The sequence below is a fragment of the Streptomyces sp. NBC_01431 genome (genome assembly GCF_036231355.1).
Taxonomy (GTDB): domain Bacteria; phylum Actinomycetota; class Actinomycetes; order Streptomycetales; family Streptomycetaceae; genus Streptomyces.
This window is the reverse complement of record NZ_CP109496.1, coordinates 5,775,879-5,798,941: the sequence shown is the minus strand read 5'-3', so window position 1 is coordinate 5,798,941 and position 23,063 is coordinate 5,775,879. Positions and strand designations below refer to the sequence as shown.

At 70.7% G+C, this 23,063-nt stretch carries 20 protein-coding genes; 11 read left to right on the top strand and 9 right to left on the bottom strand.

Annotated elements, in window-relative coordinates:
- Positions 1 to 5 precede the first annotated feature (5 nt).
- On the bottom strand, positions 6 to 1,103 hold the full coding sequence (locus tag OG522_RS26500) for an acyltransferase family protein (protein WP_329465499.1): 1,098 nt from the start codon (positions 1,101 to 1,103) through the stop codon (positions 6 to 8).
- A gap of 162 nt (positions 1,104 to 1,265) precedes the next feature.
- Here OG522_RS26500 and OG522_RS26495 point away from each other — a divergent pair, with 162 nt between their 5' ends.
- From OG522_RS26495 to OG522_RS26485, 3 genes are read left to right on the top strand one after another with little or no spacing between them, the layout of a single operon-like run.
- The gene (locus OG522_RS26495) at positions 1,266 to 2,153 is read left to right on the top strand and encodes an alkaline phosphatase family protein (protein WP_329465498.1); all 888 of its coding nucleotides are present in this window, start codon (positions 1,266 to 1,268) and stop codon (positions 2,151 to 2,153) included.
- A gap of 1 nt (position 2,154) precedes the next feature.
- Entirely contained in the window at positions 2,155 to 3,420 is a 1,266-nt protein-coding gene (locus OG522_RS26490) for an MFS transporter (RefSeq protein WP_329465497.1), read from the top strand.
- Complete coding sequence (locus OG522_RS26485; protein ID WP_329465496.1) at positions 3,417 to 4,442, top strand: TolB family protein; 1,026 nt, start codon at positions 3,417 to 3,419, stop codon at positions 4,440 to 4,442. The genes OG522_RS26490 and OG522_RS26485 overlap by 4 nt, the downstream gene beginning before the upstream one ends.
- A 16-nt stretch (positions 4,443 to 4,458) precedes the next feature.
- Here OG522_RS26485 and OG522_RS26480 read toward each other — a convergent pair whose 3' ends face one another.
- Both OG522_RS26480 and OG522_RS26475 read right to left on the bottom strand, forming a co-directional pair.
- Positions 4,459 to 4,818 carry a 5-carboxymethyl-2-hydroxymuconate Delta-isomerase gene (locus OG522_RS26480; protein WP_329465495.1) on the bottom strand — a complete coding sequence of 120 codons (360 nt, stop codon included), beginning with the start codon at positions 4,816 to 4,818 and terminating at the stop codon, positions 4,459 to 4,461.
- 46 nt (positions 4,819 to 4,864) lie between these two features.
- Complete coding sequence (locus OG522_RS26475) at positions 4,865 to 5,464, bottom strand: CGNR zinc finger domain-containing protein (RefSeq protein ID WP_329465494.1); 600 nt, start codon at positions 5,462 to 5,464, stop codon at positions 4,865 to 4,867.
- Between the two features lie 97 nt (positions 5,465 to 5,561).
- On the opposite strand from OG522_RS26475, the gene OG522_RS26470 reads away from it, so the two are divergent.
- Entirely contained in the window at positions 5,562 to 6,806 is a 1,245-nt protein-coding gene (locus OG522_RS26470; RefSeq protein ID WP_329465493.1) for a SufS family cysteine desulfurase, read from the top strand.
- 1 nt (position 6,807) lies between these two features.
- On the opposite strand, the gene OG522_RS26465 is transcribed toward OG522_RS26470, so the two are convergent.
- Entirely contained in the window at positions 6,808 to 8,169 is a 1,362-nt protein-coding gene (locus OG522_RS26465; RefSeq protein WP_114035578.1) for a glutamine synthetase family protein, read from the bottom strand.
- Between the two features lie 224 nt (positions 8,170 to 8,393).
- On the opposite strand from OG522_RS26465, the gene OG522_RS26460 reads away from it, so the two are divergent.
- From OG522_RS26460 to OG522_RS26445, 4 genes are all read left to right on the top strand, one after another.
- On the top strand, positions 8,394 to 10,370 hold the full coding sequence (locus tag OG522_RS26460) for an amino acid transporter (protein ID WP_329465492.1): 1,977 nt from the start codon (positions 8,394 to 8,396) through the stop codon (positions 10,368 to 10,370).
- Between the two features lie 153 nt (positions 10,371 to 10,523).
- A complete protein-coding gene (locus tag OG522_RS26455; protein WP_329465491.1) occupies positions 10,524 to 11,237 on the top strand; it encodes a DUF3105 domain-containing protein in 714 nt (237 codons plus the stop codon).
- 41 nt (positions 11,238 to 11,278) lie between these two features.
- On the top strand, positions 11,279 to 11,872 hold the full coding sequence (locus OG522_RS26450; protein ID WP_329467747.1) for a DUF305 domain-containing protein: 594 nt from the start codon (positions 11,279 to 11,281) through the stop codon (positions 11,870 to 11,872).
- 139 nt (positions 11,873 to 12,011) lie between these two features.
- Positions 12,012 to 13,970 carry a S53 family peptidase gene (locus OG522_RS26445; RefSeq protein WP_329465490.1) on the top strand — a complete coding sequence of 653 codons (1,959 nt, stop codon included), beginning with the start codon at positions 12,012 to 12,014 and terminating at the stop codon, positions 13,968 to 13,970.
- A gap of 101 nt (positions 13,971 to 14,071) precedes the next feature.
- Here OG522_RS26445 and OG522_RS26440 read toward each other — a convergent pair whose 3' ends face one another.
- A complete protein-coding gene (locus OG522_RS26440) occupies positions 14,072 to 14,887 on the bottom strand; it encodes an alpha/beta fold hydrolase (RefSeq protein WP_329465489.1) in 816 nt (271 codons plus the stop codon).
- Positions 14,884 to 15,564, bottom strand: a complete 681-nt coding sequence (locus tag OG522_RS26435; protein WP_329465488.1) for a DUF998 domain-containing protein — start codon at positions 15,562 to 15,564, stop codon at positions 14,884 to 14,886. The genes OG522_RS26440 and OG522_RS26435 overlap by 4 nt, the downstream gene beginning before the upstream one ends.
- Before the next feature lie 142 nt (positions 15,565 to 15,706).
- Between OG522_RS26435 and OG522_RS26430 the strand changes: the two genes are divergently transcribed.
- Positions 15,707 to 16,525 carry a DUF4352 domain-containing protein gene (locus OG522_RS26430; RefSeq protein WP_329465487.1) on the top strand — a complete coding sequence of 273 codons (819 nt, stop codon included), beginning with the start codon at positions 15,707 to 15,709 and terminating at the stop codon, positions 16,523 to 16,525.
- A gap of 76 nt (positions 16,526 to 16,601) precedes the next feature.
- Positions 16,602 to 18,353: an NAD+ synthase gene (locus OG522_RS26425; RefSeq protein WP_329465486.1), complete on the top strand. Its 1,752-nt coding sequence runs from the start codon at positions 16,602 to 16,604 to the stop codon at positions 18,351 to 18,353.
- Positions 18,354 to 18,391: 38 nt separating this feature from the next.
- On the opposite strand, the gene OG522_RS26420 is transcribed toward OG522_RS26425, so the two are convergent.
- The 3 genes from OG522_RS26420 to OG522_RS26410 all read right to left on the bottom strand — a co-directional run bounded on the left by OG522_RS26420 (position 18,392) and on the right by OG522_RS26410 (position 21,874).
- Positions 18,392 to 19,414 (bottom strand): endonuclease/exonuclease/phosphatase family protein, encoded by a 1,023-nt coding sequence (locus OG522_RS26420; RefSeq protein WP_329465485.1) that lies wholly within the window; start codon positions 19,412 to 19,414, stop codon positions 18,392 to 18,394.
- Between the two features lie 181 nt (positions 19,415 to 19,595).
- On the bottom strand, positions 19,596 to 20,207 hold the full coding sequence (locus OG522_RS26415) for a TetR/AcrR family transcriptional regulator (RefSeq protein WP_329467746.1): 612 nt from the start codon (positions 20,205 to 20,207) through the stop codon (positions 19,596 to 19,598).
- A gap of 59 nt (positions 20,208 to 20,266) precedes the next feature.
- Positions 20,267 to 21,874, bottom strand: a complete 1,608-nt coding sequence (locus OG522_RS26410) for an MFS transporter (RefSeq protein ID WP_329465484.1) — start codon at positions 21,872 to 21,874, stop codon at positions 20,267 to 20,269.
- A gap of 195 nt (positions 21,875 to 22,069) precedes the next feature.
- On the opposite strand from OG522_RS26410, the gene panB reads away from it, so the two are divergent.
- A complete protein-coding gene (gene panB / locus OG522_RS26405) occupies positions 22,070 to 22,948 on the top strand; it encodes a 3-methyl-2-oxobutanoate hydroxymethyltransferase (protein ID WP_329465483.1) in 879 nt (292 codons plus the stop codon).
- The last annotated feature ends 115 nt before the right edge of the window (positions 22,949 to 23,063 follow it).

Below are 23,063 nucleotides of genomic sequence, written 5' to 3'. Positions count from 1 at the left end.
CGGTCTCAGGGCACCAGGCTCTTCTCCCGCTCGGCAGCGGGCGCGGCCACCACGGCCGGCGCCTGCGGCGCGGGGACCAGCCTGCGTGGCATCCGCGGCTCCACCAGGGGCCGGGCCAGCGCCCGGACCGGCCGCGTGGACAGCAGGGTGATCACCGCCACCACGAGGGCGCTGAGCACCAGCTGCCCCGCGAGCCCCGTCTCCCGTACCACCCGGAAGAACCCGTAGTGCTCCACGACCCGGAGCAGGAGGCCGTGCAGCAGATACGGATAGAGGGTGACCGCGCCGAACGCGGTGAGCCACATCCGGCGGCCCGGCACCAGCGCCAGGAACGACGCCACAAGGAGCGCGCTCACCGCGAACAGGGCCAGCCTGAGCAGCAGGTACCGCACCGGCGAGACGTGCAGCGCGCCGTTTCCCACGTCCATCGACAGCCAGTCGTCGCTCGGGGCGGGTGACAGCCGGTAGGCGAGCACGAGCGCGCCCGCGAAGACGGGCACCGCGACGCGGCGGGCCGTGCGGGTGCGCAGCCGGGCGAAGTGTTCGGGGCGCAGCCGCAGCCCCAGGACGAACCACGGCAGGAAGATCAGCACCCGCGGCAGCGCCAGGTCCTCGCCGATCACCGTGGTGCCCGCGGCGAGCGAGACGACGACCGAGATGGCCACCGGATGGCGCACGGCGTTCCAGATCGGCGTGGTGAGCCGCCAGACGAACAGCGCGATGAGGAACCAGCACAGGTACGTCGGCGAGGTCGGCGTGATCGCCAGCTCTCCGCCGCGCAGCCAGTGGTACACGAGGCTGTAGAGGGTCTCGAAGATCAGATAGGGCGCCAGCACTCCCGTGAGCAGCCGGCGGATCTGATCGGGGCGGCCGGTGAAGCTGCGAGAGAAGTAGCCGGAGAGAAGAATGAAGGCCGGCATGTGAAAGCCGTAGACCAGGTTGTGCAGGGCTCTGAGCCCGTGTGTGTGCGGAGTGAACACCTGCTCCCAGCTGTGACCGAGCGCGACCAGGACGATCAGCAGGAACTTGGCGTTGTCGAAGAAGGGACTGCGTTCCGGGGTTCGGGGGCTGCCAGGACCGGGGTGGGGGGTGGAGCTGGTCATTGGTCCCACACTAGGGGGACGGAGGTGTTCCATGGCGTTGCCGCAGCCGTGGGCACGGGACGTTCCCCGGGTCTTCACTCACGTTCACCTTCCGTGTTGACATGCACACCCCTAACCTCTGGATGCACCGCCCCGCCATCCCCCCTCATCCCGGAGGTAGCCGTGTCCGGCGAGCCAAGACCGCGCCGCACCCGCACCGCCCTGCTCTCCACCCTCGGCCTCGCGGCCGCGTCCGTCGGCCTGTGGACCGGCCTCGGCGCGACGTCGTCCGCGCACGCCGCCGCGAGCGTCCCCACCCCCGACCACGTGATCGTGGTCGTCTTCGAGAACCACGCGTACAACCAGGTCATCGGCAGCTCCAGCGCCCCGTACATCAACTCGCTGAAGTCCGGCGGCGCCAACCTCTCGGCCTCGTACGCCGAGACCCATCCGAGCCAGCCGAACTACTACGCGCTGTTCTCCGGCTCGACGCAGGGCATCACCGACGACAGCTGCGTCACCCCCGGCTTCTCCTCCGCGCCGAACCTCGCCTCCGAGGTGATCGCGGCGGGCAAGACGTGGGCGAGCTACAACGAGACGCTGCCCAGCCAGGGCTCGACCACGTGCTCCAGCGGCAGGTACGCGCAGAAGCACAACCCGTGGTTCGGCTTCTCGAACGTGCCCACCTCCTCGGCGTACACCTTCGACCAGTTCCCCACCGACTACTCGACGCTTCCCCAGGTCTCCTTCGTCACCCCCAACCTGTGCAGCGACATGCACGACTGCTCGGTCGCCACCGGTGACACCTGGCTCAAGAACAACCTGGGCGCGTACGCGACCTGGGCCAAGACCCACAACAGCCTGCTCGTCGTCACCTTCGACGAGGACAACCGGCTCGCCGGCAACAAGATCCCGACGGTCCTGTACGGCCAGCCGGTGACCCCGGGCTCGTCGTCCGCCACCACGTACAACCACTACAACCTGCTGCGCACGATCGAGGACATGTACGGCACCTCGCACGCCGGACAGGCCGCCAACTCCTCCGACATCACGGGCATTTGGGCCTCCTGACGTGTACGTAGCGGACAGCCGCGGCACTCCCGCCGCCACGCCCGACGCCGCCCGGATCACCTCCGGGCGGCGTTCGGCCGTCGCCCCCACCGTGTTCGCGCTCGGCACGGTCAGCCTCATCACCGACGTCTCCTCTGAGATGGTCACCGCCGTCCTGCCGCTGTACCTGGTGACCGGCCTCGGCCTGTCCCCGCTCGGCTTCGGCCTGCTCGACGGCGTGTACAACGGCTTCAGCGCGCTGGTGCGCCTGCTCGGCGGCCATCTGGCCGACCGGGGCGGCCGCCACAAGACGGTCGCCGTCCTCGGATACGGGCTGTCGGCGCTGTGCAAACCCCTTCTGCTGCTCGCGAGTTCACTGCCGGTGATCGGCGCGGTGCTCGCCGCGGACCGCACCGGCAAGGGCCTGCGTACGGCCCCGCGCGACGCCCTGATCTCCCTGGCCTGCGCCCCCGAATCCCGCGGCCGGGCCTTCGGCGTGCACCGCGCGATGGACACGGCGGGCGCCCTGCTCGGGCCCCTGACCGCCTTCCTGATCCTGCGTCAGGCGGCGGACGGCTACGACGCGGTGTTCACGGTGAGCTTCTGCGTGGCCGCCGTCGGCGTCCTGGTCCTGCTCCTCTTCGTCCCCTCCCGCACCGCCACGGCCCCCGCGCCGGACGCCCCTCGCCCCTCGCTGAAGGCGGCTCTGGCGCTCCTGCGCGAGCGGACCGTACGCCATCTCACCCTCGCCGCCCTCCTGTTGGGCCTCGCGACGGTGAGCGACTCGTTCGTCTACCTCCTCCTCCAGCACCGCCTCGGCGTGCCCGACCGCTGGTTCGCGCTGCTCCCGCTGGGCACGGCCGCCGCGTTCCTGCTGCTCGCCGTGCCGCTGGGGCGCCTCGCGGACAAGGTGGGCCGCTGGCAGGTGTTCCTCGGCGGACACGTGGCCCTGCTGCTCGCGTACGGGCTGCTCCTGACCGGCTGGCAGAGCCCGGCGCTCCCGTTCCTCACGCTGGCCCTGCACGGCGGTTTCTACGCGGCGACCGACGGCGTGCTGATGGCCGCGGCCGCCGGATCGGTCCCGGCCGGGCTGCGCTCCTCCGGGCTCGCGCTGATCCAGACCGGCCAGGCCGCGGCCCGCTTCGTCTGCTCGATCGCCTTCGGCGCGGCCTGGACGGCCTGGGGCGACCGGACGGCACTGGGCACGGCGGCCACCGCCCTGACCGCCTGCGCGGTGGGAGCCTTCCTGCTCCGCCCCTCGACCAGCCCGAAGGAAGCCCGGCCTTGACACTGCGCAACAAGATCCTGGTGCTGGTGGCGGCCCTCGCCGTGCTGGCAGGCGTCGGTACCGCTTCCGTGCTGCACGCGGCGGGCCGCGCGGACCGCAAGAACCAGACGCAGGCCGACGGCCCCCAAGTGGCCGGGGGAGACGTCACGTTGACGCCCGGCGCCTCCCGCCGGATCGTGTTCCGCAACATGGCGTGGGGCCCGCACCGTGACGAGCTGACCACGGTCGCGGCCGCCGACCCGACGGGCCCGCGCACCGCCTCCGGCGTGAAGTGCCTGCGCTTCTACGCGGCGGCGGGCACGGGCATCTGCCTCCAGGCCGAGCACGGGGCCGTCCAGGACACCTACCGCGCGGTGGTCCTGGATGCCCGGCTCAAGGAACGCGCGCACTACGCCCTGCCGGGCATCCCGACCCGGGCCAGGGTCTCCCCCAGCGGCCGCTGGGTCGCCTGGACGGTGTTCGTCGGCGGTGACTCGTACGCGGGCACCAACTTCTCGACCCGCACCGCGATCCTCGACACCGCCACCGGGCAACTCACCCCGTCCCTCGAAGACTTCACGGCCTTCAAGGACGGCAAGGAGCACCACGCCGCCGACACCAACTTCTGGGGCGTGACCTTCGCCGCCGACGACCGGCTGTTCTACGCGACGATGGCGACGGGCGGCTCGACCTATCTCGTACGGGGCGATCTCGCGGCCCGCACGGTGACCACGGTCCACGCGAACGTGGAGTGCCCCTCGCTCTCCCCCGACGGCACCCGGATCGTCTACAAGAAGCGGGTGCCGGGCCTGCCCGCCGACGCCCCCTGGCGGCTGTACGCCCTGGATCTCGCGACGATGCGCGAGCGTGCCCTCGCCGAGTCGAAGAGCGTCGACGACCAGGCGGTCTGGCAGGACGGCCACACGGTCGCCTACGCGCTGCCGGGCGACTACGGCTCCGACCTGTACGCGGTCCCCGCCGACGGCACGGGCAAGCCCCGCCGCCTGCTCACGGCGGGCCTCGCCCCGGCGTACCTGGGCTGACTTCTGGCGGCCGCGCCTACTCCTTGTGGGCGCGGTAGTAGTCCCTCTCCATCTCCCGGGTCTCCACCATGACGTGCAGGCGGCGGCCGTCCACCGCGGTCACATGCTTGCGGGCGATCTCCAGGACGGTCTCGCTCAGCTTCTCGATCGCCTTCGGGGTGCGCCCGGAGAGGATCGCGACCTGGACGAAGACGGCGTCGAGATCCTCCTCGCCGGGGCCGAAGTGCGACTCCTCGATGCGCCGGAAGCGGGTCTTGAAGGCGTCGGTGGTCGCGTTGATCCCAGCGGGCGCGACCTCGTGCACCTCGCGGGCGAAGGCCGCCCGGTCGAAGGTGGCGGCAAGCCGCTCGGAGTACTCGACGGTGACGAACGGCATGGTCAATTCCCTTGGCTAGGCGCGGAGTTGAGAGACGGCAGACTGATCAGGTGGTGGTCTTGCGGGCCGCGTAGTGGCGGGCGGCCCGTACGCGGTTTCCGCATTTGGTGGTGCACCAGCGCCGGGCGGCGTGGGAGCGCAGGAACCAGCGGGTGCAGCCCTGGGCGCCGCAGGGCGCGAGCTGGGCGGCGTCGGGCCCGGTGAGCAGGTCGGCGCCGTCCTCGGCGAGCAGGGAGAGGGCCGCGCCGGCCGGGTTCCCGGCGTCGGGTTCGTCGGCGCGGTGCGGAGCGCGGCCGGTCCACACCAGGCGGGGGGTGGGGGGCGCGGCGGCCAGCGCGGCGTTGAGCGCGTCCAGACTCGCCGCGGGCGGCCGCTCCCCCTCGGCCCGCGCCGCGTACAACTCCCGCAGCGCCTCGCGAAGCGAGCGCAGCCGGGACGCCTGACGGCCATTCAGAACGGTGCGATCCGGCAGGAGTTCATGACGTACGAGCCACAGGCGCGCGGCGTCGGCGTCCTCCAGCAGGTCCACCTGTCCGTGGCTGAGCGCGAACCGGGTGTTCACCAGGGCGAGGGAGGCAAAGCGCTCCTCGCCGGGAACCGGCAGCTGATGGAGGTAGTGCGGCGCGTCATGATCCACGGCTCTCATGCTAACGCTTGCCGTTCGCCGTGAGAAGGTCTAGCGTCCCTCACGGCAAAAGGATTCCTGAGACGTTAGACAACGCGCGGCAGGGGGCACCCGGAAGATGACGTACGACGTGACGGCCTTCGACGTGGAGCGGATACGCGAGGACTTCCCGATCCTGGGACGCACCCTCGACAGCGGGGCCCGGCTGGTCTACCTGGACTCGGGTGCCACCACACAGAAGCCGCTCCAAGTCCTGGACGCGGAGCGGGACTTCTACCTGAACCACAACGCCGCCGTGCACCGTGGCGCCCATCAGCTCTCGGTCGAGGCGACCGACGCCTACGAGGGAGCGCGCCGCACCATCGCCTCCTTCGTCGGCGCGGCCGAGGACGAGATCGTCTTCACGAAGAACACCACCGAGAGCATCAACCTGGTGGCGTACGCCCTCGGAAACGCGGGCACCCTCGGCCCCGGCGACAAGATCGTGGTCACCGAGATGGAGCACCACGCGAACCTGGTGCCCTGGCAGCAGCTCGCCGAGCGGACGGGGGCCCGCCTCGCCTGGTTCGGCCTCACCGACGACGGCCGGCTCGACCTGGACGGCCTCGACGACCTGGTCGACGAGTCGACGAAGGTGGTGGCCCTGACCCACCAGTCCAACGTCCTGGGAACCCTCAACCCGGTCCGCGCGATCGCGGACCGGGCGCACGCGGTGGGCGCGGTGGTGGTGGTCGACGGCGCCCAGTCGGTCCCCCACCGCCCGGTCGACGTGAGGGAGTTGGGCGCGGACTTCCTGGCGTTCTCCGGCCACAAGATGCTCGGCCCGAGCGGTGTGGGCATCCTCTGGGGCCGCGCGGGCCTGCTGGACGCCCTCCCCCCGTTCCTGACGGGCGGCTCGATGATCGAGGTGGTCGAGATGGAGCGCTCGACGTTCCTCCCGCCCCCGCAGCGCTTCGAGGCGGGCGTCCCGATGACCGCCCAGGCGGTGGGGCTCGCGGCGGCGGTCGACTACCTGGAAGCCCTCGGGATGCCGGCGGTGGCGGCACATGAGGACCAGCTGACCGCCCTGGCCCTGAACCTCCTGGGCGAGATCCCCGGCGTGCGGATCATTGGCCCCGCAGACCTCACCGACCGGGGCTCGGCCGTGTCGTTCGTGGTGGACGGCATCCACCCCCACGACGTGGGCCAGATCCTGGACGACCGAGGAGTGGCCGTCCGCACGGGCCACCACTGCGCCCGCCCGCTCGCCCGCCGCCTGAACGTCCCGGCGACGACACGAGCGAGCTTCTACGTCTACAACACCCCGGCCGAGGTGACAGCCCTGGCCGAGGGCGTCCGGGCGGCCCAGAAGTACTTCGCCTGACCTAGAGGACGGGCAGGTTCTTCCGCAGCTCGAACGCGGTGACCTCGCTGCGGTACTCCTCCCACTCCTGCTTCTTGTTGCGGAGGAAGAAGTCGAAGACGTGCTCGCCCAGCGTCTCGGCGACCAGTTCGCTGCGTTCCATCAGGGTGATCGCCTCGCCCAGGTTCTGCGGGAGGGGTTCGATGCCCATGGCCCGGCGTTCGGCATCGGTGAGGGCCCAGACGTCGTCGTCGGCGCCCGCGGGGAGCTCGTAGCCCTCCTCGATGCCCTTGAGGCCGGCCGCGAGCAGGAGGGCGTAGGCGAGGTACGGGTTGCAGCCCGAGTCCAGCGAGCGGACCTCGATGCGGGAGGAGCCCGTCTTGCCCGGCTTGTACATCGGGACGCGGATCAGGGCCGAGCGGTTGTTGTGGCCCCAGCAGATGTACGAGGGGGCCTCGCCGCCCGCGCCCGCCGTGCGCTCCGAGCCGCCCCAGATCCGCTTGTAGGAGTTGACCCACTGGTTGGTGACCGCGGCGATCTCGGCGGCGTGCTTGAGCAGACCGGCGATGAAGGAGCGGCCCACCTTCGAGAGCTGGTACTCGGCGCCGGACTCGTAGAACGCGTTGCGGTCGCCCTCGAAGAGCGAGAGGTGGGTGTGCATGCCCGAGCCGGGGTACTCCGAGAACGGCTTCGGCATGAAGGTCGCCTGCACGCCCTGTTCGAGCGCGACCTGCTTCATGACCAGGCGGAACGTCATGATGTTGTCCGCCGTGGACAGCGCGTCGGCGTACCGGAGGTCGATCTCCTGCTGGCCCGGCGCGCCCTCGTGGTGGCTGAACTCGACCGAGATGCCCATCGATTCGAGCATCGTGATCGCCTGGCGGCGGAAGTCCATCCCGACGTTCTGCGGGGTGTGATCGAAGTAGCCGGAGTTGTCGGCCGGGACCGGGCGGGTCCCGTCGAGCGGCTTGTCCTTCAGAAGGAAGAACTCGATCTCGGGGTGGGTGTAGAAGGTGAACCCGAGGTCGGAGGTCTTGGCGAGGATGCGCTTGAGGACGAAGCGCGGGTCCGCGAAGGACGGGGAGCCGTCCGGCATCCGGATGTCGCAGAACATCCGGGCGGTGCCCGGCGCCTCGGCCCGCCACGGCAGGATCTGGAAGGTGGACGGGTCCGGACGGGCGATCATGTCGGACTCGTAGACGCGGGCGAAGCCCTCGATGGCCGAGCCGTCGAAGCCGATTCCCTCGTCGAAGGCCTGCTCCAGTTCGGCCGGGGCGACCGCCACCGACTTCAGGAAGCCGAGCACATCGGTGAACCACAGGCGCACGAACCGGATGTCGCGCTCCTCGAGAGTCCGGAGCACGAACTCCTGCTGCTTGTCCATAGCCACATCCTTGCAGTTCAGACGGCCTGTGCACCGCTACCCCGTCAGGAACGGGGACGGCGGGGGAATCCTCAGTATCGAGGCGCGGGATTACCTCCACATTACGCACCCGGTATGACCTACAGCACGTCCCCTCCTCAGAGGCGGCCCGGCGCGTTCCCCGGGTGACGATGTGGTGGATACTCGCTCCTCGTTGCTCGCAGAAAGGCTGAGGAGAACCGCGCATGACCGGCACCCAGGTCGACCCTCCGGATACCACTGTCGTACCCGCCGACCGACGCTCCTGGCGCGGCTGGCTGCTCAACGGGCTGAGCGAGCGCTCGGCCCGCCACCCCGGCCCCCACGGCACCCCGCCGGCCGAGCACAAGGGACACCGCTGGTGGCGCGTCATGTGCCTGACCGGTGTCGACTACTTCTCCACACTCGGCTACCAGCCCGGCATCGCGGCGCTGGCCGCCGGGCTGCTCTCGCCGCTGGCGACGCTGGTGCTGATCGCGCTGACGCTCGGGGGCGCGCTGCCGGTCTACCGGCGGGTCGCGAAGGAGTCGCCGAACGGCGAGGGCTCCATCGCGATGCTGGAGCGGTTGCTGCCCTGGTGGGCGGGGAAGATCTTCGTTCTGGTGCTGCTCGGCTTCGCCGCCACCGACTTCATGATCACGATCACCCTGTCGGCCGCGGACGCCTCCGCGCATGTCGTGGAGAATCCTTTCGCCCCCGATTTCCTGCACGGCTCCAACCTGTGGATCACGCTCGCCCTCGTCGCGGCGCTCGGCGCGGTCTTCCTCAAGGGGTTCAAGGAGGCGATCGGGATCGCGGTGAGCCTGGTCGGTGTCTATCTGGCGCTGAACCTCGTGGTCCTCGCCACCGCCGTGTGGAAGATCGCGACCGAGCCGGTCGTCATCGGCGACTGGTGGGACGCGATGACCGCCGAGCACTCCTCGCCGCTCGCGATGATCGGGGTCTCGCTCCTGGTCTTCCCGAAGCTCGCGCTCGGCATGTCCGGGTTCGAGACCGGCGTCGCGGTCATGCCGCAGATCGAGGGCGATGCCTCGGACACCCGCGCCAAGCCGGCCGGCCGCGTCCGCGACACCCGCAAGCTCCTGACCACCGCCGCGCTGATCATGAGCGGCTTCCTGCTGGTCTCCAGCCTCGCGACGACCATCCTGATCCCGGCGGCCGAGTTCAAGGCCGGCGGCGGCGCCAACGGCCGCGCCCTCGCCTTCCTCGCGCACCAGAACCTCGGTGAGGGCTTCGGGACGGTGTACGACATCTCGACCATCGCCATCCTCTGGTTCGCCGGGGCCTCGGCCACCGCGGGCCTGCTCAACCTCGTACCGCGTTATCTGCCGCGGTACGGGATGGCGCCGGAGTGGACCCGTGCGGTACGGCCGCTGATCCTGATCTTCACGGCGATCGCCTTCTTCATCACCTGGTGGTTCGACGCCGACGTCGACGCACAGAGCGGTGCCTATGCCACCGGCGTGCTCGTCCTGATGCTCTCGGCCTCGTTCGCCTCGACGGTCGCCGTGCACCGGCGTGGCAGGCGGGTCGCGGCCCTCGGCTTCGGGGTGATCACCGCGGTCTTCGCGTACACGCTGGTCACCAATGTGATCGAGCGGCCGGACGGCATCAAGATCGCGCTGCTGTTCATCGTGGGCATCGTGGTGTCGTCGTTCGCCTCGCGAGTGCACCGCGCCTTCGAACTGCGGGCGACGGCGGTGACCTTCGACGAGTGCGCCGCGCGCTTCGTGGACGAGGCGGCGCGCAGCGGCCCCCTGCGGATCATCGCGAACGAACCGCAGGAGCACTCGACGCGGGAGTACCGCGCCAAGGAGTACAGCCAGCGCGAGGAGACCCACATCCCGGACGGCCGTCCCGTGCTGTTCCTGGAGGTCTTCATCCAGAACTCCTCCGACTTCACCACCGAGCTGACCGTCCACGGCGACGAGAAGCACGGGGTGCGCAGGCTGCGGGTCGAGGGCGCGGTGGTGCCCAACACGATCGCGGCCGTGATGATGGAGCTCCGCGACCGCACCGGTGAGGTGCCGCACGCCTACTTCAACTGGACCGAGGGCCATCCGCTCAGCCATCTGCTGCGCTTTTTGGTGTTCGGTGACGGCGAGGTCGCGCCGGTGACCCGCGAGGTGCTGCGCCGGGCCGAACCGGACCTGAGCCTGCGGCCCCGGGTCCACGTGGGCTGAACCCGCGCCGGTGTCCCGGCCGGGTGCGCCCCGGCCTGCGGTGAGCCGCACTCCCTCCTTTACGATCTGCGCCCATGGGGGGAGTGCGGCTCACGCGCGTCATGGCGCCTGCTCCGCCCCAACTCCCCCTCTGTAAAAGGACGTTACGGACAGATGATCACGAATGGCACCCCGGGGCCCGGCCACCAGGCGCACATGGACGAGCTGCGCCGCGCCGAGCAGGCCCGCCAACGGCGCGGCAGGATCGTGGTGATCTGCTCGGTCACCGCCTCCGCCGTCGCGATCGCGGGCCTCGTCGGGTTCGGGGTGTACGAGTTGGGCAGGTCGAGCGGCGACGGCGCCACGAGCCGGGCGACGACCCGGGCCCAGCCCCCGGCCAGTGCCGATCCGAACCTCCCGGCCACCACCGATCCGAACCTGCCGATCGCGGGCGAGAAGGACTGGGACGCCAGGACGCTGACCCGCAACCACGTCACGACGGCGGTGACCTACCCGATGAAGCCGCCGGTGGGCGGCGACCACGCCCCGGTGTGGATGAACTGCGGCGGCGACGTCTACCCCAAGCCCGTGCCGGACATGAACGCCGTGCACTCCCTTGAGCACGGCGCGGTGTGGGTGACGTACACGGACAAGGCGCCCGCCGGTGATGTGCAGAAGCTCGCCGGCAAGGTGTCGCGGACGCCGTACTCGCTGATGAGCCCGTACCGGGGGCAGGCCGGGGCGATCATGCTGAGCGCGTGGGGCAGGCAGCTCACGGTGGGCAGCGCGGACGACCCGCGGGTCGACCAGTTCTTCACCAAGTACGTGCAGGGCCCGCAGACGCCCGAGCCGGGCGCGGCGTGCACCGGCGGGCTGGACGGGCAGTGATCCGCCGGTACTGGGGGCTCGCGGCCGCGCTGGTGCTCGCGATGGTGTTCGCGGCGGCCTCAGTGCTCGTATCCGCCGGCCGCGGCGACACCGCCGAGGCCAAGCCCCTTACGCCCGTGGCGACTTCGGCGGACGCGGGGTTCGCGCGGGACATGGCGGTACATCACGAGCAGGCGGTGGAGATGTCCTTCATCGTGCGCGACCGCACCTTGGACGACGAGGTGCGCCGCCTCGCGTACGACATCGCCAACACCCAGGCCAACCAGCGGGGCATGATGCTGGGCTGGCTGGATCTGTGGGGGCTGCCGAAGAACGAGGCGTCCCAGCTGCCGATGGCGTGGATGGGCATGGGCATGGAGCCGGGCGCTGATGGGGCGCTGATGCCGGGCATGGCCACCAACAGCAATCTGAACCAGCTGCGAAAGCTCAGCGGCAAGGACGCCGAGGTGCTCTACCTCCAGCTGATGACCGAGCACCACCGGGGCGGCATCCACATGGCGCAGGGCTGTGTGCGGCGCTGCACGGTGGCTCCGGAGAAACAGCTGGCCCAGGGCATGGTCGACGCCCAGAAGTCAGAAATCGACCTGATGGCACAAATGCTGAAGAAACGGGGCGCCGCAGCGCGTTCCAACTGACCGGCGCTAAACGCTCTTTGACCTTTCTTGGTGATCACATGTCCCCCGCGTGAACTGTTCCTGACAAGAGTGACGCATTACGTGCGCGCATCAGACCAGCGCACGCGCAGCATGCGAAGACCTTCACGCAGGGGGTTACATGAGAACCAGCCGCGCCAGGCGGCGCGCCGGTGTGAGCATGGCAGCGACACTGCCACTGCTCGCCGGAGCGCTCGCCCTCGGCATACCGTCCGCCCAGGCGGCCGATCCGGTCCCGAGCGGACGGGCGGCCCTCGCCGGTACCCAGCCCATATGGGCCACCGGCTCCGCCGACCAGGGCGCCACGGCCCAGTCCACCAAGGTCAACGCCCGGGTGTACCTCGCCGGGCGGGACGCGAAGGGCCTCGACGCGTACGCCGCGGCGGTGTCCGACCCGCACTCGACCTCGTACGGCAAGTACCTCAGCGCCGACCAGACGCAGCAGCGCTTCGGCGCGACCAAGGAGCAGATCGACGCGGTCACCAAGTGGCTGAAGTCGTCCGGACTGACCGTCACGGGCTCCACCCAGCACTACATATCGGTGTCCGGTGACGTCGCGGCGGCGCAGAAGGCGTTCGCCACGCAGCTGCGCAACTACCGCAAGGACGGCCGCACTTACCATGCCCCGTCCAAGAACGCCTCCGCGCCGAACGCGCTCGCGGGTGCCGTTCTGACGGTGGCCGGCCTGGACAACGCGCCGCACCAGGCAACCCACGAGGACACGCTGCCCGGTCCGGGCGACGGGTTCCGCAACTCGGGCCCGTTCTCCACGTACTACGGCTCGAACGTCGCCAAGACGCTGCCGGACGCGTACGGCACGAAGATCCCGTACGCGGTGCACGGCTACACCGGCAAGCAGCTGCGGGCCGCCTACGGTGCCGGCAAGTACACCGGCAAGGGCGTGACGGTCGCGATCACCGACGCGTACGCCTCGCCGACCATGGCGTCGGACGCGGCGAAGTACGCCAAGCGCAACGGTGACGCGGCCTACAAGAAGGGCCAGTACACCGAGGTCCTGCCCGCCGCGTTCAACAGCGTTGACGCGTGCAAGGCCTCGGGCTGGTACGGCGAGGAGTCCCTCGACGTCGAGGCCGTGCACGCGGTCGCCCCGGACGCGAACATCGTGTACGTGGGTGGCGCCTCCTGCAACGACCCGGACCTGCTCGACGGCCTCAACAAGGTCGTCGACAAGCGGCTGGCCGACATCGTCTCCAACTCGTGGGGCGACATCGAGGCCAACGAGACGCCGGACATCCAGGCCGCCTACGACCAGACGTTCAAGCTGGGCGCGATCGAGGGCATCGGCTTCTACTTCTCCTCCGGTGACAACGGTGACGAGGTCGCCAACACCGGTAAGAAGCAGGTCGACACCCCGGCGAACTCGGCCTGGGTCACCTCCGTCGGCGGCACCTCGCTGGCGGTCGGCAAGAACGACAAGTACCAGTTCGAGACCGGCTGGGGCACCGAGAAGGCCGCCCTGTCCGCGGACGGCAAGAGCTGGGTGAACTTCCCGGGCGCCTACACCGGCGGCGCGGGCGGCGGCACCAGCTCGACGGTGAAGCAGCCGTTCTACCAGCGCGGCATCGTGCCGGACTCGCTGGCGAAGGCGAACGGCGCGACGCGGATGCGTACCGTGCCGGACATCGCGGCGGTGGCCGACCCCAACACCGGGTTCCTGGTGGGCCAGACGCAGACCTGGCCCGACAAGTCGGTCAGCTACGACGAGTACCGCATCGGCGGCACCTCGCTGGCCGCGCCGGTCACCGCGGGCATCCAGGCGCTGGCCCAGCAGGCCCAGCACTTCCCGATCGGCTTCGCGAACCCGTCGATCTACGCCCGCTACAACTCGCCGCTGTTCCACGACGTGACGGACCACCCGCTGGGTGCGGGCCGTAACCTCGCGGTGGCTCGGGTCGACTTCAAGAACGCTGTCGACGCGTCGGGCGGTCAGCTCACCTCGGTGCGCTCGCTCGGCAAGGACAGCTCGCTGAGCGCGGTCAAGGGCTACGACGACGTGACGGGTGTGGGCACGCCCGCCCCCGGCTACGTGGCGTCGTACGCCTTCCCGTTCCGCCGCTGATGCGGTAACCCGGGCCGAAAGCCCCGCCCTTGGCCGCGCGACGCGGCCGGGGGCGGGGCTTTGTCCTTCCCCGCCCCTTCATGAGCCCCTGCGGAGGGATTTCAGCGGCGTACTGCCCTCGCCACCGCCCCGGGGCTGTCCAGCATCACCAAGTGACCTGCTCCACGAGCCAGTTGGAACCTCGCTCCCAGCATCGTCGCCAGGGCGCGCTGGCGCGAAGTCCACCTGGCGCCGCCCGCCCCGCCCGCCACCACCGTTATCGGGACCGGGGGAAGAGCGGAGCGCTCGCGCAGGGCCCGGAGCTCGGCCGCCACGGCGCCGTAGCGGGCGTTCTCCAGGATCAGCCCCCGCAGCACCCGCGACGTCCGGTAACAGCGCCGCACCACCTCGCGCGAAGCCGGATCGCCGCCCCCGGTACGGGACAGGCGGACCATGGCCCGGCGCGCCGCCGGGCCGAGCGCGGCCGGCACGCCCGCCCGCGAGAGCACCGCGGCCGCCCCCCTCGCCAGCACCAGCCGCGCTCCGGGAGCCACCGGCGGACGGGCACGCTCCTCGATGCTGGAGTCGACCAGGACGAGTCCCGCCGTACGGGCGGGGTACAGCCGCGCGAAGGCCTCCGCGTGGAACCCGGCGATGGAATGGCCCACCACCGTCACCGGTTCGGCGAAGCCCAGCGCGTCGAGGATTCCGGCGATGCGGTGGGCCTCCCCGGCCGCCGTCGGGGCCGCCGCCGCGAGGCCGGAAAGGCCGTGCCCGGGGCGGTCGAAGCGTACGAGCGTGTGGCGCGGGGCGAGCAGCGCCGCCACCGGGTCCCAGTCGAACCAGCTCATGCCCAGGCCCGCGCTGAGCACCACCACCGGCCCGGCCCCCTCGACCACCACGTGGTGCGCCACCCCGCCGACCCGTACGAACGTCATGCCCTCTCCTCCCGCGCCACACTGACCGCGAGCACCCCGAGCCAGCCGGCCACGAGCAGGACCTGGAGGCGCTGGCCGGCCCCGAGTGCCCAGGTGCCCCGGCCCGCCTGGAAAGCGGCGACGGACGCCAACGTCCAGGCGGTGGCGATGAGTTCGAGGAGGACGAGGGCCGGCCCGAGGCGGCCGGCCAGGACCGGCGGGCGGCCGTAGCGGCGGGCGGCGACCGTGAGGGCCACCATCCCCACCAGGGCTCCCACCATCGCGAGGCTGCTGCTCACCGCGTGCGCGGTGTGCGTCGCCGGGACCAGACCGGCCGTTTCGCGGGCCGCGCACACCGGGTCCGCGGTGGGCGCGCAGCTCAGCGGGAGGCGGGAGTCGACCGCCGTGGCGGCGCCGAACAGCACGAGGGCCGACCAGCCGGCCGGCGACCAGGGGCGGCGGTCGCAGCGCGCGAGGCCGAACACCGCGCCCGCGAGGACGAGGACGCCCGCGATCAGGTCGGTGGCGCGGAAGAGCCCGCCCAACGGCTGGTCGGCGGCGGCCAGTTCGCTCACGTACGCCCGGATCGGATCGAGCCCGGTCCGGAGGAGGAGCTCAAGGACCCAGGCCGTGTACGCCAGGGCGCCGAGCGCGAGCAGGACGGCCGCAGGCCGGTTTCGCACACCACGCTGGGACATAGTGGGGCCAATGCTACGGGGGCGGCCACGGTCACCGGTGTTCCGGACGCACCCAGCCCGACCCCATGGCGGCTCGGCGTCCGGGTCCCGCACCTCGGGCCGTAGGGTGATCCGCAAAAATGGATCACCGAAGGACTCCCCCATGACCCTGCCCGTCAACTCCCCCGACCAGTCTCAGTGGGGGCCGCCGCAGGCCCCCTCGCAGCGCGAGGGGGGCTCTCTGGGCGTCGCGTCGCTGGTCGTCGGCGTCCTGGGCACGGGCTTCGGTCTGGTGCCGTTCCTGTTCTGGATATCGGGCCCGCTCGGCGTGAGTGCTCTGGTGCTGGGCCTGCTCGGGCTCCGCCGGGCGCGCCGGGGCCGGGCCGCCACCAGGAAACTGCCCCTGGCCGGGATCGTGGTGGGCACGCTCGCGACCGCGCTCGGGATCGTCGGCCTGGCCGTCAGCGCGGGGTTCGCCAAGGAGGTGGCGCACGACCTCAAGGGCGGCACGTCGGCCAGTCCGTCCAAGAGCGCCGCGGCGCCCGCGCCGGGGCCGCGGCAGTCGGCGAGCACCCCGCCCGTCAAGAAGCAGCCTTTCGGCGCGACGTACCGCTACCCGGACGGCGTGGAGGTCACCGTCTCCAAGCCGGTCCCGTACACGCCCGACAAGTTCGCCACGGGCCACAAGAAGGGGAACAAGGAGATCCGGTTCACCGTCACCATCGTGAACGGCAGCCAGCGGAAGATCGACATCACCTCGGCACTGCCGACCGTCCTGGGCAGTGACGGCATCGAGGCCGACGCCATCTACGACAACTCGCACGCGACGACGATGTTCGCGGGCGCCCTGGAGCCGGGCCGGGAGGCCACCGGCGCGTTCGCGTTCTCGCTGCCGCCGGGCACCAGGACGGTGGACCTCCAGATCGGCCCGCAGACGGTGAAGTACGACGAGAAGACGTGGAGCGGCCCGCTCTCCGGCTGACCCGTGCCGCGCCCGGCGAGGCGCCCCGCGACTCCGTGTCCCCCCATCGCGTCGCATTGACGATTACACTGGCGGGGTGCCTCAACTACGTCTCGCCCTGAATCAGATCGACTCGACGGTCGGCGACATCGCCGGCAACACCGAGGCGATCGTGCACTGGACCCGGCACTCCGCCGAGCAGGGGGCGCACCTCGTCGCGTTCCCCGAGATGATTCTGACCGGCTATCCCGTCGAGGACCTGGCCCTTCGGTCCTCCTTCGTGGAAGCCTCCCGCGAGGCGCTGACGACGCTCGCGGTGCGCCTGGACGCCGAGGGCTTCGGGGACGTCCCGGTGGTCGTCGGGTACCTGGACCGAGCCGCGTCCGCCACTCCCCGGCTCGGCCGGCCCGCGGGCGCCCCGCAGAACGCGGCCGCCGTGCTGCACCGCGGCATGGTCGTGCTCACCTTCGCCAAGCACCACCTGCCCAACTACGGCGTCTTCGACGAATTCCGCTACTTCGTGCCGGGCGACACCCTGCCCGTCGTGCGGGTGCGCGGCATCGATGTCGCCCTCGCCATCTGCGAGGACCTGTGGCAGGACGGCGGCCGGGTGCCGGCCACCCGCTCCGCCGGTGCCGGACTGCTGATCTCCATCAACGCCTCGCCGTACGAGCAGAACAAGGACGACAGCCGGCTCGAACTGGTCCGCAAGCGGGCCCAGGAGGCCGGCTGCACGCTCGCGTACGTGGCGACCATCGGCGGCCAGGACGAGCTGGTCTTCGACGGCGACTCGATCGTGGTGGACGCGGACGGCGAAGTCGTGGCGCGGGCACCGCAGTTCTCCGAGGGCTCGGTCATCCTGGACCTGGACCTGCCGGCCGCGGGCCCGGCGCCCTCCGGCGTGGTGGACGACGGTCTGCGCATCGACCACGTGGTGATCTCCGAGGAGCCGGTGGCGGCGTACGAGCCGGAGCTGACCGGCGGCTACGCGGATCGCCTGGACGACGACGAGGAGGTCTACTCGGCGCTGGTGGTGGGCCTGCGGGCGTACGCCGCGAAGAACGGCTTCCGGTCCGTCCTGATCGGCCTGTCCGGCGGCATCGACTCGGCCCTGGTCGCCGCGATCGCCTGTGACGCGCTGGGCGCTGCGAACGTGTACGGCGTGTCCATGCCGTCGAAGTACTCGTCGGAGCACTCCCGGGGCGACGCGGAGGAACTCGCGCGCCGTACGGGGCTGAACCTCCGCACCGTCCCCATTGAGCCGATGTTCGACGCCTACCTGGGCTCCCTCTCTCTCACCGGCCTGGCCGAGGAGAACCTCCAGTCGCGGCTGCGCGGCACCATGCTGATGGCGCTCTCCAACCAGGAGGGTCACATCGTGCTGGCCCCGGGCAACAAGTCCGAGCTGGCGGTGGGGTATTCGACGCTGTACGGCGACTCGGTGGGCGCCTACGGCCCGATCAAGGACGTCTACAAGACCTCGGTCTTCCGGCTCGCCGAGTGGCGCAACCGGGCGGCGGCCGAGCGCGGCCAGGCCCCGCCGATCCCGGAGAACTCGATCACCAAGCCCCCGAGCGCCGAGCTCCGGCCGGGTCAGATCGACACGGACTCGCTGCCCGACTACCCGGTCCTGGACGCGATCCTTTCCATGTACGTCGACCAGGACCAGGGCGCCGACGCGATCGTGGCGGCCGGCTACGACCGGGAGTTGGTGACCAAGACGCTGCGGATGGTGGACACCGCGGAGTACAAGCGCCGCCAGTACCCGCCGGGCACGAAGATCTCGGCGAAGGGCTTCGGCAAGGACCGCCGGCTGCCGATCACCAACCGCTGGCGCGAGGCGCTCTGAGCCACCGAGAAGGGCGCCCTCAACGGGGCGCCCTTTTCTCACACTTGGAGCCGCGCCGCGACCGGCAGGTGGTCGCTGCCGGTCTTCGGCAGGGTCCACGAGGACTTCGGCTCGATGCCCTTGACCATGATCTGGTCGATGCGGGCCATCGGGAACGCGGCCGGCCAGCTGAAGCCGAAGCCGTTGCCCGCGGCGCCCTGCGTGGAGCGCATCTGCGCGGTGATGTTGTTCAGCGAGCGGTCGTTCATCGTGCCGTTGAGGTCGCCGAGCAGGACCACCTTCTTGAGCGGCTCGGCGGAGATCGCCTCGCCCAGCGTGTAGGCGCTGTTGTCGCGCTGGTTGGCGGTGAACCCGGCGTTCACCTTGACCCGTACCGAGGGCATGTGGGCGACGTACACCGCGATGTCACCGGAGGGGGTCCTGAGCGTCGAGCGCATCGCGCGGGTCCAGCCCATCTTGATGTCGACGGGCCGGCTGTCGCTCATCTCGTACTTGGACCACAGGCCCACCGTGCCCTGCACCGAGTGGTACGGGTAGAGGTCTGCCAGCGCCTTCTTGTACGCCTCGACCTTGTCGCCGGGGATCTCCTCCAGGGCGAGCACCTGGGCGCCGGAGGCCGCGACCTGACGGGCGGTGCCGGCCGGGTCGGGGTTCTCGGCGTTCACGTTGTGGGTCGCCACGATCAGGTTGCCGCCCGCGCTCTGCTTGTCCGTCACGAGCCCGCCGAACATGTTGAGCCAGATGATCGTCGGGAGCAGCAGCGCGATCAGCGCGGTCGCCGAGCGGCGCCACAGCGCGAGGCCGAGCAGGACCGGCAGGAACACGGCCAGCCACGGCAGGAAGGTCTCGGAGAGCGAGCCGAGGTTGCCGACGGAGTTGGGGATCCTGGAGTGCAGGATCATCACCAGCGCGATCAGCACGGCGAGTCCGGCGAGCACCAGCCCCCGGCGCCAGATGCCGGGATCACCCCGCCAACCGTCGAGCAGGCGCTGGACCCGGGACCTGGTGCGCTCGCCCTCCGCGCCGCCGTCGCCCGTCTCCGTCACATACGCCCGCGCCATACCGCTGTCCTCACTGCTGTCACCGCACACCGTCTCCGCTGTCGACCCTAGGCGAAGTCGGGTGGCTTTCCCTGCTGCCGTACTCCTCGTACGAAAGCCGTACGGCCAGCAGGACGACCGGCTGGGGTACCGGGTTCCAGGCGGGACCCGCGCGGGGGGCCCTGTGACAAAACGCGCATAATCAGCGGGCCGGGCGCAGCCCTTCGAGGACGGCGTCGACGATGCGCTCGGCGAGTTCGGGCCCCGGCAGTTCGGTGTCCGGCCGCATCATCGTGCGGACCAGCATCGGGGCGACGAAGAGGTCACCGGCCATTTCGAGATCGACACCGGCGCGGATCTCGCCGTTCTCGACGCCCCGCCGCAGCACCTCGTCGAGGAGTTCGCGGCGGGGGTCGATGACCAGGCTGTGGTACTTCGACCAGAGCTTGGGATAACTCTGCATCTGGGCGAAGACGTTGTGCAGCAGGGCCGAGGACTGCTTGGCGGCGCTGCGCCGGCGCACGTTCTCGACCATGGCGATCAGATCGTCGCGCAGCGAGTGGCCGGGCAGCGGCGGGGACGGCGACTCCATGGACTGGACGACCTCGACGTACAGCTCCTCCTTGCCGGCCCAGCGCCGGTAGATGGTGGCCTTGCCGACGCCGGCGGTGCGGGCGATGCGTTCGATGGAGAGGTCGGCGAGCGATACGCCCTCTTCGAGCAACGTGATCACGGCCTGGAGGATCTGCCGCTCCACAGCCTCGGAGCGGGGCCGCCCGCGCCTCGGTTCGCCGGTGTTGTGGTGCTTGTCCATCAGGGTCACGCCCGCTCCGCTTCTTCTCGCCGACCCGCATTGTCGCCGAAGGCCGCGCCCTACCGGCGGGCGGCCTCGGCGGGACGCTCCTCGGCCGTGGGGGCGTCCTGGACGGGCGGCTTGCCTGGCAGGAACAACAGGACGACGACCGCGCCGAGCAGGGCCACCCCGGACGAGGAGAGGGCGGTGACGTGCATGGCGTGGATGAAGGCGTCCTTGGCCGGGTCGATCAGGGACCGGCCGGCGGGACCGAGCTTCTCGGCGATGCCGAGGGTCGCCTCGATGGACTCGCCGGCCGCCTTGCGGGCCCCTTCGGGGACGACGCCGAGGTGGCCCTCGATGTCGCCGCGGTAGACGGTGGAGAGCACCGAGCCGAGCACGGCCACTCCGAGCGCGCCGCCGACCTGGCGGAAGGTGTTGTTGACGGCCGATCCCGAGCCGGCCTTCTCGCGCGGCAGCGACTGCATGATCGAGACGGTGACCGGCGGCATGATGTGGGCCATTCCGGTGCCCTGGAGGAAGAAGACGACCTCCATGAGCCAGATCGGGGTGTTGGTGTCGAACAGCGCGAAGGCCGCGAGGCCGACGGCCACCAGGACGAGACCGGCGGTGCAGACCGCGCGGGCGCCGAACCGATCCACCACGAGCCGGGCCCGCGGCGCGAAGACCATCTGGGCGACGGCGAGCGGCAGGATGAGCAGGCCGGACTGAAGGGCGCTGTAGCCGCGCACGCTCTGCATGTAGAAGACCGAGAAGAAGGTCACGCCCATCAGCGCGAAGAAGGTCAGCGCGATGGCGACGACGGCGGCCGAGAACGCGGGCTTCTTGAAGTAGGCCATGTCGAGGGCGGGGTGGTCGCTGCGCTTCTCGTACACGACGAAGCCGACGAGCACCGCGACGCCCGCGAGGATGGTGGCGAGCACCGTGGTGTCGGTGAAGTCCGCCAGCTGGCCGCCGTGGATGATGCCGTACACGAGCAGGACCAGGCCCACCACGGAGAGCAGCACGCCCACCGGGTCGAGCCTGCCGGGCCTGGGGTCCCGGGAGTCCGGTACGAGGACGACCATGGCGATCAGCGCGATGAGCACGACCGGCACGTTGACCAGGAAGACCGAGCCCCACCAGAAGTGCTGGAGCAGGACGCCGCCGGTGATCGGGCCGATCGCGATGGCGAGGCCCACCCCGCCGGCCCAGATGCCGATCGCCTTGGGCTGCTCCTCGCGCTCGAAGACGTTCATGAGGACGGCGAGGGTGGCGGGCATCACGAAGGCGCCGCCGAGGCCCATCAGGGCGCGGAACGCGATGAGTTGGCCCGAGGAGTCGGAGAAGGCGGCGAGCACCGAGCCCAGGCCGAAGACCGTGATGCCGAAGAGCAGGATCTTCTTGCGGCCGAGCCGGTCGCCGAGCAGGCCCGAGGTGAAGAGCAGCCCGGCGAAGACCAGGGTGTAGGCGTTGATCGCCCACTCCAGCTGGCTCTGGGTGGCGCCGAGGCCGGTGGGGGCGGGGCTGGCGATCGTCTTGACGGCGACGTTCAGGATCGAGTTGTCGAGGACGACGATGAGCAGGCTGAGCATGAGGACGGCGAGGATCGCCCAGCGTCTGCGGTGGACGGCTTCGGGTATCCGGGGTGCGGCCGGCGCACCGGACGCGGCAGGCGTTGTTGACATGTTCTTCAGCCTAGAACATTTCGATACGGAACCGTCTCGTATAGATGAGTTCTTTACTTTCGGACACCGGGGTCACGCGGTGGCCGGTTCGCGTTCCTGGCACCCACTTCCCGGCAGGGGGCACGGGATGCCACCATGGAAGTGGTCCGGAGACGCCGTAAGGGCGCTTCGAGATGACGAACAGGAGCCGTTGCGATGACGCAACAACTTCAGGCTGCCCAAGACCCGAAGGCACCCGACAGCAGCAATCCCAAGGCGCTGTACGGAGGCAAGGGGACCCGGCGGATCACCGTGCACGACATCGCCGCCGCCAAGGCGCGCGGCGAGAAGTGGCCCATGCTCACCGCCTACGACGCGATGACGGCGTCCGTCTTCGACGAGGCCGGCATCCCTGTCATGCTGGTGGGCGACTCCATGGGCAACTGCCACCTCGGCTACGAGACGACCGTCCCGGTCACCCTGGACGAGATGACCATGCTCTCGGCCGCCGTCGTACGGGGCACCTCGCGTGCCCTCATCGTCGGCGACCTCCCCTTCGGCTCGTACCAGGAAGGCCCCACCCAGGCGCTGCGCAGCGCCATGCGCCTGGTCAAGGACGCGGGCGTCGGGGCGGTCAAGCTGGAGGGCGGCGAGCGCTCGCACGAGCAGATCCGGCTGCTCACCGACTCCGGCATCCCGGTCATGGGCCACATCGGCCTCACCCCGCAGTCCGTGAACACGCTCGGCTACCGGGTGCAGGGCCGCGGCGAGGAGGCGGCCCAGCAGCTGCTGCGGGACGCCAAGGCGGTGCAGGACGCGGGTGCCTTCGTGGTGGTCCTGGAGCTGGTCCCGGCCGAGCTCGCGGCCGAGGTGACCCGGGTGCTGCACATCCCGACCGTGGGCATCGGCGCGGGCATCGAGTGCGACGCGCAGGTGCTCGTCTACACCGACATGGTGGGCCTGACCCCCGGCAAGACGCCGCGCTTCACCAAGCAGTACGTGAACCTGCGCCAGTCCCTCGGGGACGCGGCGAAGGCCTTCGCCGACGAGGTCGTCCAGGGCGCCTTCCCCGCCGAGGAGCACACCTTCCACTAGCCACTGCGGTTGCGACGACAGCCCGCCGACTCCCCCCTCGGCGGGCTGTCCGTCGTCTGTCGGCGGCTTGTCCACAGGCTGTCGGCGCACTGTCGGCCGTTTGTCGGTGGCGGCT

What these genes read in the sequence shown, in the direction of transcription:
- OG522_RS26475 (WP_329465494.1), bottom strand. Translation starts at nt 5,464, where the DNA reads ATGAGAGCCGTGGATCATGACGCGCCGCACTACCTCCATCAGCTGCCG.
- OG522_RS26455 (WP_329465491.1), top strand. Translation starts at nt 10,524, where the DNA reads ATGATCACGAATGGCACCCCGGGGCCCGGCCACCAGGCGCACATGGAC.
- OG522_RS26460 (WP_329465492.1), top strand. Translation starts at nt 8,394, where the DNA reads ATGACCGGCACCCAGGTCGACCCTCCGGATACCACTGTCGTACCCGCC.
- OG522_RS26430 (WP_329465487.1), top strand. Translation starts at nt 15,707, where the DNA reads ATGACCCTGCCCGTCAACTCCCCCGACCAGTCTCAGTGGGGGCCGCCG.
- OG522_RS26480 (WP_329465495.1), bottom strand. Translation starts at nt 4,818, where the DNA reads ATGCCGTTCGTCACCGTCGAGTACTCCGAGCGGCTTGCCGCCACCTTC.
- OG522_RS26465 (WP_114035578.1), bottom strand. Translation starts at nt 8,169, where the DNA reads ATGGACAAGCAGCAGGAGTTCGTGCTCCGGACTCTCGAGGAGCGCGAC.
- OG522_RS26445 (WP_329465490.1), top strand. Translation starts at nt 12,012, where the DNA reads ATGAGAACCAGCCGCGCCAGGCGGCGCGCCGGTGTGAGCATGGCAGCG.
- OG522_RS26415 (WP_329467746.1), bottom strand. Translation starts at nt 20,207, where the DNA reads ATGGACAAGCACCACAACACCGGCGAACCGAGGCGCGGGCGGCCCCGC.
- OG522_RS26410 (WP_329465484.1), bottom strand. Translation starts at nt 21,874, where the DNA reads ATGTCAACAACGCCTGCCGCGTCCGGTGCGCCGGCCGCACCCCGGATA.
- OG522_RS26435 (WP_329465488.1), bottom strand. Translation starts at nt 15,564, where the DNA reads ATGTCCCAGCGTGGTGTGCGAAACCGGCCTGCGGCCGTCCTGCTCGCG.
- OG522_RS26420 (WP_329465485.1), bottom strand. Translation starts at nt 19,414, where the DNA reads ATGGCGCGGGCGTATGTGACGGAGACGGGCGACGGCGGCGCGGAGGGC.
- OG522_RS26440 (WP_329465489.1), bottom strand. Translation starts at nt 14,887, where the DNA reads ATGACGTTCGTACGGGTCGGCGGGGTGGCGCACCACGTGGTGGTCGAG.
- panB (WP_329465483.1), top strand. Translation starts at nt 22,070, where the DNA reads ATGACGCAACAACTTCAGGCTGCCCAAGACCCGAAGGCACCCGACAGC.
- OG522_RS26470 (WP_329465493.1), top strand. Translation starts at nt 5,562, where the DNA reads ATGACGTACGACGTGACGGCCTTCGACGTGGAGCGGATACGCGAGGAC.
- OG522_RS26500 (WP_329465499.1), bottom strand. Translation starts at nt 1,103, where the DNA reads ATGACCAGCTCCACCCCCCACCCCGGTCCTGGCAGCCCCCGAACCCCG.
- OG522_RS26450 (WP_329467747.1), top strand. Translation starts at nt 11,279, where the DNA reads ATGGTGTTCGCGGCGGCCTCAGTGCTCGTATCCGCCGGCCGCGGCGAC.